The sequence below is a fragment of the Paraburkholderia sp. GAS41 genome (genome assembly GCF_050436545.1).
Taxonomy (GTDB): Bacteria; Pseudomonadota; Gammaproteobacteria; order Burkholderiales; family Burkholderiaceae; genus Paraburkholderia.
Genome location: NZ_JBNDMK010000005.1, coordinates 112,634 through 126,242, shown reverse-complemented (window position 1 = coordinate 126,242; position 13,609 = coordinate 112,634). Strand labels below are relative to the sequence as shown.

General features: G+C 64.6%; 12 protein-coding genes. All 12 read left to right on the top strand.

Annotated elements, in window-relative coordinates; translation table 11 throughout:
* Positions 1–44: 44 nt before the first annotated feature.
* The 12 genes from P3T43_RS10030 (at position 45) to P3T43_RS09975 (ending at position 13,351) form a co-directional block, all read left to right on the top strand.
* The gene (locus P3T43_RS10030) at positions 45–995 is read left to right on the top strand and encodes a CheR family methyltransferase (protein WP_429280891.1); all 951 of its coding nucleotides are present in this window, start codon (positions 45–47) and stop codon (positions 993–995) included.
* The gene (gene cheD, locus P3T43_RS10025; RefSeq protein WP_429280890.1) at positions 992–1,795 is read left to right on the top strand and encodes a chemoreceptor glutamine deamidase CheD; all 804 of its coding nucleotides are present in this window, start codon (positions 992–994) and stop codon (positions 1,793–1,795) included. Before P3T43_RS10030 ends, cheD begins: the two co-directional genes overlap by 4 nt.
* Positions 1,796–1,800: 5 nt before the next feature.
* A complete protein-coding gene (locus P3T43_RS10020) occupies positions 1,801–2,898 on the top strand; it encodes a protein-glutamate methylesterase/protein-glutamine glutaminase (protein WP_429280889.1) in 1,098 nt (365 codons plus the stop codon).
* Positions 2,899–3,004: 106 nt separating this feature from the next.
* Entirely contained in the window at positions 3,005–3,400 is a 396-nt protein-coding gene (gene cheY / locus P3T43_RS10015; protein WP_429266480.1) for a chemotaxis response regulator CheY, read from the top strand.
* A 1-nt stretch (position 3,401) separates the two neighbouring features.
* Positions 3,402–4,109: a protein phosphatase CheZ gene (gene cheZ / locus P3T43_RS10010; protein ID WP_429280888.1), complete on the top strand. Its 708-nt coding sequence runs from the start codon at positions 3,402–3,404 to the stop codon at positions 4,107–4,109.
* 184 nt (positions 4,110–4,293) lie between these two features.
* Positions 4,294–4,812 carry a DUF2844 domain-containing protein gene (locus P3T43_RS10005; RefSeq protein WP_429280887.1) on the top strand — a complete coding sequence of 173 codons (519 nt, stop codon included), beginning with the start codon at positions 4,294–4,296 and terminating at the stop codon, positions 4,810–4,812.
* A 26-nt stretch (positions 4,813–4,838) separates the two neighbouring features.
* Entirely contained in the window at positions 4,839–6,083 is a 1,245-nt protein-coding gene (locus P3T43_RS10000) for a DUF3443 domain-containing protein (RefSeq protein WP_429280886.1), read from the top strand.
* 162 nt (positions 6,084–6,245) lie between these two features.
* A complete protein-coding gene (flhB, locus tag P3T43_RS09995; protein WP_429280885.1) occupies positions 6,246–7,460 on the top strand; it encodes a flagellar biosynthesis protein FlhB in 1,215 nt (404 codons plus the stop codon).
* Positions 7,457–9,553 carry a flagellar biosynthesis protein FlhA gene (gene flhA, locus P3T43_RS09990; protein WP_429280884.1) on the top strand — a complete coding sequence of 699 codons (2,097 nt, stop codon included), beginning with the start codon at positions 7,457–7,459 and terminating at the stop codon, positions 9,551–9,553. Before flhB ends, flhA begins: the two co-directional genes overlap by 4 nt.
* Positions 9,554–9,816: 263 nt before the next feature.
* The gene (flhF, locus tag P3T43_RS09985) at positions 9,817–11,727 is read left to right on the top strand and encodes a flagellar biosynthesis protein FlhF (RefSeq protein WP_429280883.1); all 1,911 of its coding nucleotides are present in this window, start codon (positions 9,817–9,819) and stop codon (positions 11,725–11,727) included.
* Positions 11,720–12,589: a MinD/ParA family ATP-binding protein gene (locus tag P3T43_RS09980; RefSeq protein ID WP_429280882.1), complete on the top strand. Its 870-nt coding sequence runs from the start codon at positions 11,720–11,722 to the stop codon at positions 12,587–12,589. The genes flhF and P3T43_RS09980 overlap by 8 nt, the downstream gene beginning before the upstream one ends.
* A 27-nt stretch (positions 12,590–12,616) precedes the next feature.
* The gene (locus P3T43_RS09975; RefSeq protein ID WP_429266488.1) at positions 12,617–13,351 is read left to right on the top strand and encodes an RNA polymerase sigma factor FliA; all 735 of its coding nucleotides are present in this window, start codon (positions 12,617–12,619) and stop codon (positions 13,349–13,351) included.
* The last annotated feature ends 258 nt before the right edge of the window (positions 13,352–13,609 follow it).

Sequence of the window (13,609 nt, the reverse complement as noted above, 5' to 3'; positions counted from 1 at the left end):
CAAGTCCCTGCAGGGGACGCTTCGTATCGCAGGCAGGAAACTTAATGATGGCAACGCGCGCACAGCTTCGTCCCGAGAAGGGGGAACCGGCCAAAGCCGGCGACCAGGGACGTGATTTCGAATTCACTTCGGCGGACTTCGCTCGCATCCGCGAGCTGATCCATCGCGGCGCCGGCATCTCGCTGTCGGACCACAAGCGCGACATGGCCTACAGCCGGCTCGCGCGGCGGCTTCGTGCACGCGGCCTCGACAGCTTTCGCGACTACCTCGATCTGCTCGAAACGGAAAACGATCCGGCCGAGTGGGAAGCCTTCACCAACGCGCTGACCACCAACCTGACCGCGTTCTTTCGCGAGGCGCATCACTTTCCGATTCTCGCGGAGTTCGTCAAGAAGCGGCAGCAGCCGGTGTCGGTGTGGTGCTCGGCGGCTTCGACCGGCGAAGAGCCGTATTCGATCGCGATGACGCTGATCGAAGCGCTCGGCGATGGCGCCGCGCGCCAGGCCACGGTGCTCGCCACCGACATCGACACCCAGGTGCTCGCGAAGGGGGAGGCGGGCATGTATCAATTCGATCAGGTCAAGCATCTGTCGCAGGACCGCCTCAAGCGTTTCTTCCTGAAGGGCACCGGCGCCCACGCAGGGATGGTGAAAGTGCGCCCGGAAGTGCGCGCCATGATCCGCTTCCAGCAACTGAATCTGACCGAGCGCGACTACGCGTTGCGCGCGCAGTTTGACGCGATTTTTTGCCGCAACGTGATGATCTATTTCGACAAGCCGACCCAGGCGCAGGTGCTCACGCGCTTCGATCCGCTGATGAAGCCGGGTGGTCTGCTGTTCGCCGGTCACTCGGAGAATTTCACCTATGTCACTCAGGCGTTCCGCCTGCGCGGCCAGACGGTGTACGAATTGACGCGCGACGGCGGCGCAGCGGGCACGCTGCAACGCAGCCAGACCCGGCCGGCCCAGACATCGACTAGCGGGGTGACCGTATGAGCGCCGCGCTGCCGATTGCCAGCAATCTGTACTTCGACAACCATTTCAAGCGCCCCGGCGTGAAGCTGTTGCCGAACGAGTTCTATACGACCCACGAAGACATGGTGCTCGTCACCGTGCTGGGTTCGTGCGTGGCGGCCTGCATTCAGGACCGCACCGCGGGCATTGGCGGCATGAATCACTTCATGTTGCCCGACGATGGCGCCGATGTCGGCCAGGCGGCCTCGGACTCGATGCGCTACGGCGCGTATGCAATGGAAGTGCTCATCAACGAGTTGATCAAGGCCGGCGGCCGGCGCGAACGCTTCGAGGCCAAGGTGTTCGGCGGCGCGGCGGTGCTCGCGGGTATGACGACGATGAATATCGGCGATCGCAATTCCGAGTTCGTACGTCGCTATCTGGCGCTGGAAAAAATCCGCATCACCGCGGAAGACCTGCAGGGAAACCATCCGCGCAAGGTGGCGTTCATGCCGCGCACCGGCCAGGTCATGGTGAAAAAACTGCGCCTGCAGCAGGAAGCCGGCGTGGCCGAGCGCGAACAGGCGCTGGCGCGGCAAACCAGTGAACAGCGGGCCGAGCGGCTCGCACGGGCTCGCGAACGGGTCGAGTTGTTTGCCACGCCGTCCGGCCAGACTGGGCGGACGCGTGTCGAACTGTTTGGCTCGGGCGCAGGCGCAGGTTCAACTTCAACTTCAACTTCAGGGACAAGCGCCGCTGCAGGCAAGCCGCGCATCGAGCTATTTGGCGCGAGCCCGCGCCCGCTTCAATCAAACAACGCCAGGACCGCAGAGGAGGCGTGAGAAGTATGCAAAAGATCAAAGTATTGTGCGTCGACGACTCGGCGCTGATCCGTAGCCTGATGACGGAGATCATCAATGGCCAGCCGGACATGGCGGTGGTCGCCACGGCGCCGGATCCGCTCGTCGCCCGCGACCTCATCAAGCAGCACAATCCGGATGTGTTGACGCTCGACGTTGAAATGCCGCGCATGGACGGCCTCGACTTCCTCGAGAAGCTGATGCGTCTGCGGCCGATGCCGGTGGTGATGGTGTCGTCACTAACCGAACGCGGCAATGAAATTACGCTGCGTGCGCTGGAACTCGGCGCGGTCGACTTCGTGACCAAGCCGAAGGTCGGGATTCGCGACGGCATGCTCGACTACGCGGAGAAGCTCGCCGACAAGGTTCGCGCCGCGGCCCGCGCGCGCGTGCGTCAGGCCGCACCGGCGCAGCATGCCGCGGCGGCCGGTCACGCGGCCGGCGGCCATGCTGCGATACCCGCGCCGAACTTCAACAATCCGCTCGTGAGTACGGAAAAGCTGATCATCGTCGGCGCCTCGACAGGCGGCACGGAAGCGATCCGCGAAGTGCTCGTGCCGCTGCCGCCCGACGCCCCCGCCGTGTTGATCGCACAGCATATGCCGCCGGGATTCACAAAATCTTTCGCGCAACGCCTAAATGGCTTGTGCAGAATTACCGTTAAAGAGGCAGAGCACGGCGAACGCGTGCTGCCGGGACATGCGTATATTGCCCCCGGCCACGCTCACCTGTTGCTGGCACGTAGCGGTGCGAACTATATTGCACACCTGTCCGACGACCCGCCGGTGAACCGGCATCGTCCGTCTGTCGACGTGCTGTTTCGCTCCGCTGCGCAGCATGCCGGCAAGAACGCCGTTGGCGTCATCCTCACGGGGATGGGCCGCGACGGTGCGGCCGGACTGCTGGAAATGAAAAAGGCAGGCGCGTACACGCTTGCGCAGGATGAAGCGAGCTGTATCGTGTTCGGCATGCCACGCGAGGCCATCGCGCTAGGCGCTGCCGACGAGATCACCTCGTTGCCCGACATGAGCCGGCGCGTGATGGCGCGTCTCTCTTCGATGGGCGAACGCGTACAGCGGGTATGATGCCGCGGGGTCAGCGCTCTGCGTGGGACCGGAGTACGAGCTAAAGCACTCACTCCGGATCGACATCCGGGCCATCTGGATAAGGGTTAAGGGAAAGGGAATTGAAATGGATAAGGGAATGAAGATTCTGGTAGTCGATGACTTTCCGACGATGCGTCGGATCGTGCGTAATCTGTTGAAGGAGCTGGGCTATTCGAACGTCGACGAGGCGGAAGATGGCATGGCGGGGCTCGCGCGTCTGCGCAGCGGCAAATACGACTTTGTGATCTCCGACTGGAACATGCCGAACCTCGACGGTCTGGCTATGCTGAAGGAAATCCGCGCCGACGCGAGCCTGACGCACCTGCCGGTGCTGATGGTGACGGCCGAGTCGAAGAAGGAAAACATCATCGCGGCGGCTCAGGCCGGCGCGAGCGGTTACGTGGTCAAGCCGTTCACAGCGGTCACGCTCGACGAGAAGCTCAACAAGATTCTCGAGAAGATGGCGAAAGCCGGGAGCTGACGTGAACCAGCCGACCAACGCGGCAGCCGCCGACGCGCTCGACGGCGGCGACCTCGCCAGCGACCGCATCCTTGCCCGCATCGGGCAACTGACGCGCACGCTGCGCGATTCGATGCGCGAGCTGGGGATCGACAAGCATGTCGAGCGCGCCGCCGAAGCGGTGCCCGACGCGCGCGACCGTCTCAAGTACATCGCCAACATGACCGAGCAGGCGGCCGAAAGGGTGCTGAGCTCGATTGAGGTCGCCAAGCCGATGCAGGAGCAACTGCAAGAGGACGCAGCGGTCCTCGATGCGCGTTGGGAGCAATGGTATGCGGCGCCGATCGAACGCGAGGAAGTGCGCGCGTTGATGAACGACACGCGGACCTTTTTGCGCGGCGTGCCCGAAGTGACCACGGCGACCAACCAGCAACTGCTCGAAATCATGCTGGCGCAGGACTTCCAGGATCTGACCGGTCAGGTGATCAAGAAGATTACCGAAGTCGTGTACCTGATCGAGCAGCAACTGCTCGGCGTGCTGATCGAGAACATCGCGCTCGAGCGGCGCGAGCAGTTCGCGGCGACCGCGGCGGCGCTGGCGGCTGAACCGTCGGCCACCGGCAGTCCGGAAGGTTTGTTGAACGGGCCGCAGATCAACCCGGAAGGCAAGGCCGACGTGATGCAGGATCAGGGCGAAGTCGACGACCTGCTGGCGAGCCTCGGCTTCTAGGCTGGATCACGGTGGCGGCCTGACGGTTGCCGCCGTCAGCGCGTGACAGCGCGGGCACACCGACGCAACACCCTCGAAGAAACCTTCCTGCTTACGGTCGCTACAGTGCCGTATGATCTTGGTTAAATGCGGGCGCTCATGCAATGCATGGGCCGTCGCGCAGTCGATCGGGAGGAGTCAGGTCATGCTGAGTCGTGTAAGCCGCGCCGTCCTCATGACAGCGCTAGGGTTGCCCTGTATCGTGCCCGCCGTTCAGTCCGCTCATGCGGCGCTGGGCGGCAGTCCACTGACGCCGCCTGCCGGCGCCGCTGTCCATTCCCAAACCGTTTCATCCTCGGCGGTCGCGCATGCGGCCTCTGGCGTCGCGTCCGCGGCCAGTGCTCCCTCGTCCTATACCGTCCGTGCGACCACCTACGACGGCGGCACCGTCGTGCGGGAATATCTCGCGCAGGACGGCACCGTATTCGGCCTCGCCTGGAGCGGTCCGCAAATGCCGGATCTGAACGCTCTGCTCGGTACTTATTTCCCGCAGTATCTTGCCGGCGTTCAGGCGGTGCGCGCGGCGCGCGGCGGTCACGGACCGGTCGCGGTCGAGCAGGACAGTCTCGTGGTTCACTCCGGCGGCCATATGGGCGCCTTCGCAGGTCAGGCGTGGCTGCCGCAGGCGCTGCCTGCCGGCGTCAGCGGTTCCGATATCCAGTGACAGTGACGACGGACGGGAGGCGTGCCATGCAATTTGCAGTAAAGCTCAAAAGATGGGCGCGGGTCGTGGCGACCGTAGCACTGGTCTCGCTGGTCGCGGCGTGCGGCGGCGGAGGGGGCGGCAGCTCAGATTCGTCGTCGGGCAGCAGCGGCTTGCCGGCGAGTCCCACCGCCCAGCCGATCGCGGCCAACGCAGCGAACACCGCGGCGATCACGGTCGGGACGGGTACATCGAACGTGATCAATATCCCAACCGTGACCGTGACGGTTTGCGTGCCGGGCACGAGCAGCTGCCAGAGCATTCCTAATGTGCAGGTGGATACCGGCTCGTTTGGGCTGCGCATCGCCAGTGGCGTGTTGAGCGTTGCGCTGCCACAGGCGGCCGTCCCCAATGGGTCCGGCACGCTTGTGGAATGCACGAACTTCGCCGATGGCTATTCGTGGGGTTCGGTGCGCACGGCGACAGTCCAGGTTGGCGGTGAGTCCACCACCACCAGCATTCCGGTGCAGGTACTCGGCGACGTGAGCTTCCTTGTCCCGTCCGGCTGTGTGAGCGGCAGCGAAGAGAACACCGTGAGTGCGCTTGGCGCCAACGGCATTCTCGGCATCGGCGTGGCGCCCTACGATTGCGGTTCGGCCTGCGCGACGGGCCAGAACAGCAGCTACTACGCATGCTCCGGCGCGAGTTGCGCGCGAACCCTGGTGCCGGTGACCAACCAGGTGGCGAACCCGGTCGCACACTTCGCCGTGGACAACAACGGTGTGATCGTGGAGATGGCGCCCGTCTCGAGCACCGGCAGCGCGTCGGGGACCGGCACGCTGGTGTTCGGCATCGGCACGCAGTCGAACAACGCGCGCGCGGCCTCGCAGATCTTCACGACGGACGCTGCCGGAGACCTGAACAACAGCAGCTTCAATGGTCGTCAACTGGCGGCGTTCTTCGATTCCGGTTCGAACGCGTACTTCTTCGCCGACAGCAGCTTGCCGCTGTGCGCCAGCAACTTCAAGGGCTTCTACTGTCCGTCTTCGGGGCAGACGCGCTCGGTGAACGTGGCCGGTCTGAACGGCGTATCCGGCGTGGCCAACCTTGGCATTCTCAGTGCGGCGACGTTGTTCGCCAACGGCAACAACTACGCATTCAACGACCTCGGCGGTCAGATTGGCGGGGGGAGCAGCTTCGATATTGGTTTGCCGTACTTTTACGGCCGCTACATGTACTTTGGTTTCGACCAGAGTGCCAATGGCGGGCAGGCGCCTTATGTCGGCTATTGAGTCGGGCGCGAGGTGGCCGGCTCGTTAGCCGCGCCGCCTCTATTCCATCGCTCGAAATGCCCCCGTTTCCCTGTCCTTATCCGCCGATCATGGCTTGAGTTCTGCGGGAATAATCGCTCTCACTGGAAATAGGCATGGTGCCTCGACCGACTGGAGAGCTGCGTGGCAGGGGATAGCGACCTCGAAAAAACCGAATCAGCCACTCCCCGGCGCCTCGAAAAGGCGCGGGAAGAGGGGCAGATCGTACGTTCGCGGGAGCTGACGTCGTTCGCCTTGCTGGCGGCCGGCTTCTATGGCGTCTGGGCCATGTCGGGATCGATCGGCGACCATCTGGCGTCGATGTTGCGCGGTGCCCTGAGGTTCGATCACGCGAGCGTCTTCGAAACGCGCCGGATGATGATTGGCGCGGGTGTCGCGAGTCGTGAAGGGTTTTACGCGCTGATCCCGATCCTCGCCATGACGGGCGCCGCCGCGCTCCTGTCGCCGCTCGCGCTGGGCGGCTGGCATGTCTCGAGCAAGTCGCTGCAGCCCAAGGCCAGCCGCCTCAATCCGATCAGCGGGCTCGGCAAGATATTTTCGATCAACGGTCCGATCCAGCTTGGCATGTCGCTCGCCAAGACGATCGTGGTCGGCTTCATCGGGGGGGTGTCCATCTGGAATCGTCACGACGAGATTCTCGCGCTCGCCACCCAACCGCTCACCGTGGCGTTCGCCAATGCGGCGCATCTGATCGCGGTCTGCTGCGGCATGACGGTCGCGGGCATGTTCCTCGTCGCGGCCCTCGATGTACCGTATCAGATCTGGAATTACCACAAGAAGCTCCGCATGACGAAGGAAGAAGTGAAGCAGGAGCACAAGGAAAGCGAAGGCGATCCCAAGATGAAGGGCCGCATTCGCGCCCAGCAGCGTGCGATGGCGCGGCGCCGGATGATGAGCAAGGTGCCAACTGCCGATGTGGTGATCACCAACCCGACTCACTTCGCGGTCGCGCTGAGCTATAGCGACGGCGAGATGCGCGCCCCGAAGGTGGTGGCCAAAGGCGTCAACCTGGTCGCCGCCCGGATTCGCGAGCTCGCGGTCGAGAACAACGTGCCGCTGCTCGAAGCGCCGCCGCTCGCGCGGGCGCTGTATCACAACGTCGATCTCGACCGCGAAATTCCCGGTACGTTGTACGGGGCGGTCGCGGAAGTGCTCGCCTGGGTTTATCAATTGCGCCGCTTCAAAAGCGAAGGCGGCGCGGTGCCGGTGGCACCGAGCGACTTCGACGTCCCCGCCGATCTGGACAAGGGTCCGGTATCCGACGAGGACGCTGACGAAGAAGCCGCCGACGCCCTCAACGACAACAACGACAACCAGGCACCTGGAGCCTCCGCATGAACGCACGCGCCGGTTTCCTGTCCCGACGGCCGGACTCGCTGAGCAACACCAACCTGCGCGCACTCGCGGGGCCGGTGCTGATCGTGATGATCCTCGGCATGATGATCTTGCCGTTGCCGCCGTTCCTGCTGGATCTGCTGTTCACCTTCAACATCGCGCTTTCGGTGATGGTGCTGCTCGTCAGCATGTACACGATGAAGCCGCTCGACTTCGCGGCTTTCCCGAGCGTGCTGCTGTTCTCGACGCTGCTGCGCCTGTCGCTGAACGTCGCGTCCACGCGGGTGGTGCTGCTCGAAGGCCATACCGGACCGGATGCGGCCGGACAGGTGATCGAGTCGTTCGGGCACTTCCTCGTGGGCGGCAATTTCGCAGTCGGGATCGTGGTGTTCATCATCCTGATGGTGATCAACTTCATGGTCATCACCAAGGGTGCGGGCCGGATCGCCGAAGTGTCCGCGCGCTTCACGCTCGATGCGATGCCGGGCAAGCAGATGGCCATCGACGCCGATCTGAACGCCGGCATCATCAACGAAGATCAGGCCCGCAAGCGGCGCCTCGAAGTCGGTCAGGAAGCCGAGTTCTACGGTTCGATGGACGGCGCGAGCAAGTTCGTGCGCGGCGATGCGATCGCCGGTCTGCTGATCATGGTGATCAACATCATTGGCGGGCTGATCGTCGGCGTGGTCCAGCACAACATGGATTTCGCCGCTGCCGGCAAGGTCTACACGCTGCTCACCATCGGCGACGGCCTCGTCGCACAGATCCCGTCGCTGGTGATCTCGACCGCGGCCGGTGTGATCGTGTCGCGCGTGGCGACCAACGAAGACATCGGCACCCAACTGACCGGGCAGTTGTTCACGAACCCGCGTGTGCTGATCATCACGGGTGCGATTCTCGTGCTGATGGGTCTGATTCCTGGCATGCCGCACTTCGCCTTCCTGCTGCTGGGCGGCGGCCTGATCCAGCTTGGCCGGGTGATGAAGACGCGCGCATCCAACCTGAAGAACGCATCGACCCGCGTCGACGTCGTGCCGGCGGCGCTCGCGCCGACGGAAAACACCGAGGCAAGCTGGGACGACGTGACGATGATCGACACGCTCGGTCTTGAAGTCGGCTACCGGCTGATTCCGCTCGTCGACAAGAATTCGGACGGCGAACTGCTCAAGCGCATCAAGAGCATCCGCAAGAAGTTCGCCCAGGAAATCGGCTTCCTGCCGCCGGTGATCCACATCCGCGACAACCTCGAACTGCGTCCCAACGGCTACCGGATTGCCTTGAAGGGCGTCGAAGTCGGCGTGGGCGAGGCCTATCCCGGCCAGTGGCTGGCCATCAACCCGGGTCAGGTCAGCGCGGCGCTGCCGGGCACGCCGACCCAGGATCCGGCATTCGGCCTGCCGGCCATCTGGATCGATACCAATCTGCGCGAGCAGGCGCAGGTGTATGGCTACACGGTGGTCGATTCGAGCACGGTGGTCGCGACGCACCTGAACCATCTGGTCGTCACGCACGCCTCCGAACTGCTCGGCCGCCGCGAAATCCAGGCGCTGATCGAGCGGATGCAGAAGGACACGCCGTCGCTGGTCGACGATCTGGTGCCGAAGGCGCTCTCGCTCACCACGCTGCAAAAGGTGCTGCAGAACCTGCTGGAAGAAGGTGTGCCGATCCGCGACATGCGCACGATTCTCGAAGCGCTGGCCGAACATACGCCGAAGATCAGCGATCCGCACGAACTGACGGCGGTGGTGCGTCTCGCGCTGGGCCGCGCGATCACCCAGCAATGGTTCCCCGGCATCGGCGACATGCAGGTCATGGGTCTCGATTCCAACCTCGAACGCGTGCTGTCGCAGGCGCTTTCGACGGGCGCGAATCCCGGCCTCGAACCGGGTCTCGCGAATACCCTCATGACGGAGACGCAAAAGGCCATGACGCGGCAGCAGAACCTTGGGCTCGCGCCGGTGCTGCTGGTGCAGCATTCGCTGCGGCCGATGCTCGCGCGTTTCCTGCGTCGCAGCCTGCCGCAGCTGAAGGTGCTGTCGTATGCGGAAGTGCCGGACACCCGCAACGTGAAGGTGGTGAATCTGATCGGCGGATGAGCGTGTTCCGCTTCGTCCTCCAGACCGGCGCGCGATGCGCCGGTTTTCGTTTGGGCCCTGGCGGCTGCTTTCCCGCGTGCCTGCGAGGGCGCTCCATGCGGGTTTACGTGCGGCACGACGCGGCGCCGCGGGCCTGCCCATCAGGCGAATTGCCTACCTTTCCCCGCCTTTATCAACCGATCGTCGCTCGACATCTTTCGCAATAATCGATCTCAATGGGAAGCGGTATGTTGCCGGTCCGTTAACCGCATCGGGGGTCCAGCTTGAACATTCGTAAATTTGTCGGTGCTACCAGTCGTGATGCGCTGCGCCTCGTTCGCGAGGCTCTGGGCCCCGACGCGGTCGTGCTGTCGAACCGCACGATCGAGGACGGCACCGTCGAAATCGTCGCACTCGCCGACAGCGAACTGGCGGCGATCACCCCGAAGAAACGTGACGGCGCGGGCGCCGTAGCACCCGGATCGGCAGCGCCCGCACGCGCACCGATGATGCAGGCCAACCCATACGCGAGCGGCATGCCGGACGTGTTCTCGTCGGTATTCGGCGCGAGTCCGGAAGCCGGCGCCGAAAGCGTGGCAGCCAGCCACGCAGCGGCGCAGCCGGCGGCAAGCGCCGCGGCTGAAGCGGTGACGGCAAGCGCCATTGAAGAACCGGCGGCTGGCGCGCTGCCGCAAAGCACCGCCGCTGGGCGCGCGCCGCTCGGCTCGCAAGCCGGCCAGGGTGCGCCAATCGCCCCCGCACCGCAAGCACAAGCCGTAACGGCCGCCGCGACCGCGCCGGTTGCACAAGTGCCGCGTACCAGCGACGACATCCGCGCGGACGTACTGAAGGCGGCAGGCATGGCGCCGGCGCCGGTGGCGCCAATTGCACCTCGCACGATGGCGGAATCGAATCCCTGGCTGATCGATCACGCCCGCAACATCGCCGGCAAGCAACAGGGCGCATACAGCGCACGGCCCTCGGCAATGACGCCGGCTGCCGCGATGGCGAAGGGACTGGGTGCCCCGGTCGAGCAGCAGGGCGGCACACGCCCGTCGTTCAATCAGGCGGACACACCCGACTGGGCTCGCGAAGCCGCGCAGCTCGCCGCCCGCCGCGCCGCCCAGAAGGCAAGCCCCGTCGAAGACACCCGCACGACAGGCATCAGCGCCGCCAGCGTCACGGACGCCATCAAGGTGCGCATGGAGCAGGTCGTCAACGAAACGGTGATGAGCGAGCTTTCCTCGATGCGCGGCATGATGGAGGAACACTTCGCCGGTCTGCTGTGGGCCGACCGTCAGCGCCGCAGTCCGACGCGCGCGTCGCTCACCAAGCATCTGTTCGCCGCGGGCTTCTCCGCGCAACTGGTGCAGATGATGGTCGACAACCTGCCGGCCGAAGTCGACACCATGGAAGGCGGCATGGACTGGGTGCGCAGCGTGCTCGAGTCGAACCTGCCGGTGATGGAAAACGAAGACGCGCTGATGGAACGTGGCGGCGTGTTCGCGCTGATGGGCCCGACGGGCGTCGGCAAGACCACCACCACGGCCAAGCTCGCCGCGCGTTGCGTGATGCGCTTCGGCGCCAGCAAGGTCGCCCTGCTGACCACCGACAGCTACCGGATCGGCGGCCACGAACAACTGCGCATTTTCGGCAAGATCCTCGGCGTCTCGGTACATGCCGTGAAGGATGGCGCCGATCTGCAACTGGCGCTCGCCGAACTGCGCAACAAACACATCGTGCTGATCGACACGATCGGCATGAGCCAGCGCGACCGGCTCGTCTCGGACCAGATCGCCATGCTGTGCCGCGCCGGTCAGCCGGTGCAGCGCCTGCTGCTGCTCAACGCAACCAGCCACGGCGACACGCTCAACGAAGTCGTGCAGGCCTACCAGCGCGCGCCGGATCAACAGCCGCTCGCCGGCTGCATCCTCACCAAGCTCGATGAAGCCACCAACCTGGGCGGCGTGCTCGACACGGTGATCCGCTACAAGCTGCCGGTGCACTACGTGTCGACCGGGCAGAAGGTGCCCGAGAACCTGTATGTCGGTACGCGGAAATTCCTGATCAAGAGCGCTTTCTGCGTGCCGCGCGACAGTTCGCCTTTCGTGCCGCACGACGACGATATTCCGGCGCTGCTGTCGGCGCTTTCCGCCCGCTCGACGTCCGAACTGCACGAGGTACGTTTTGGATAAAGTCGTCTCGGATCAGGCAGAAGGACTGCGGCGCCTGCTGGCCCGCAACGGTTCACGGGTCGTGGCGGTGACAGCCGGCTCGACCAGCGTCGGTTGCACGACGACGGTGGTCAATCTGGCAGCGGCGCTGGCCGAACAGGGCAAGGATGTGCTGGTCATCGACGAGTGCGTCAACGCTCACTCGGTGAGCGCGATGCTCGGCGGCGTGCGCGGCGCGGGTAACTTCGCGGCGGTGTTGCGCGGCGAGATGCCGCTCGACGCGGCCGTGGCGCGCCACGCACTTGGGTTCTCCGTGCTGGCCGCCTCGCGCGGCAATCGCGAGGGCTACACGCCCGCGCAATTGAGCGTGGTGCTGGACGGTCCCGCTGATGTCGTGCTGATCGACGCCCAGCTCGACCGTTTCGGCCAGCTTTCCGCACTGGCGATGCAGGCGCATGACCTCGTGATCGTGACGCGGGTGGCCGCGCAGGCCATCACCGATGCGTACGCCTGCATGAAGCGTCTGCATTACGCACACGGCATCGGCCAGTTCCGCGTGCTCGTGAACCACGTGCAAAGCGTCACCGACGCGCACACCGCATTTGAAAACCTCGCGGGGGTAGCGGGGCGTTATCTGACTGTGTCGCTGGACGCCGCCGGCTGTATCGCCGCGGATCCGCGCATGGTCCGGGCGCTCGAGTTGTCGCGCTGTGTCGTCGACGCCTTCCCGTCGACACCTGCCGCGCGCGATTACCGCCATCTTGCCGCTGAATTGCAGTACTGGCCGATGCGGCCAGCGATGTCGTCCCGTCACCACTGGGTGGCGCCGGCGACAGTTACAACGGCGCAACACGCCGGCCAACCGTCTGCGCAGCCTGCCTGAAGGGGCGCTGCGGACAAGGGGAGCACGATGTACAACGCTCAGGGAAAGATTTCCCAAGCCGAGGTTCTGACGAAGTACGCGCCGCTGGTGCGGCGGCTCGGCTTGCAGCTAGTGGCGAAAATGCCGGCGAGCGTCGATCTCGACGATCTGATTCAGGCCGGCATGATCGGGCTGCTGGACGCTGCGAGCCGGTACAAGGAAGATCAGGGCGCGCAGTTCGAGACCTACGCGAGCCAGCGGATTCGCGGCGCCATGCTCGATGAACTGCGCAGCAACGACTGGTTGCCACGCAGCCTGCGCCGCACCTCACGTGAAGTGGAGACCGCCGTGCATCAGGTTGAACAGACGCTGGGCCGCTCGGCGAGCGAGACGGAGATTGCCGGTCATCTGAAGATGCCGCTCGACGAATATCAGTCGATGCTGCAGGACCTGCATGGCAGCCAGCTGATCTATTACGAAGACTTTGACCGCTCCGCCGACGACGAGCCGTTCCTCGACCGTTATTGCGTCGATCATTCCGATCCGCTGTCGGCGCTGCTCGACGAAAGCCTGCGCGCCGCGCTGGTGGAAGCGATCGAGCGCCTGCCGGAGCGCGAAAAGCTGCTGATGTCGCTGTATTACGAGCGCGGCATGAATCTGCGCGAAATCGGCGCGGTGATGGAAGTCAGCGAGTCGCGGGTTTGCCAGTTGCACAGCCAGGCCGTGGCGCGCTTGCGCACGCGTCTGCGTGAGATGGCCTGGGCGAAGGCCGAAGCCGAATAAATCGACGCGGACGGCGGTTCGCCGTCGCAACCGCGCACAAGCTATGTCATTGAAAGCCGTCCTCGTGACGGCTTTTTTTTCGACTCGATGTAGCAGGGCGCGATAGTAAACGCGTGTGTGTAACCGTCGACGCACAGGTTGCGCGCGAACGTTGCCTTGGAAGGAGATAAAACGGAGGGGTGAGATTGACCTCGAAGAACGGCTGCCGGTGCGGACGCGGTGGGTTCGAACCCCGCGCCCCGCGACCGGCTTTTCGAC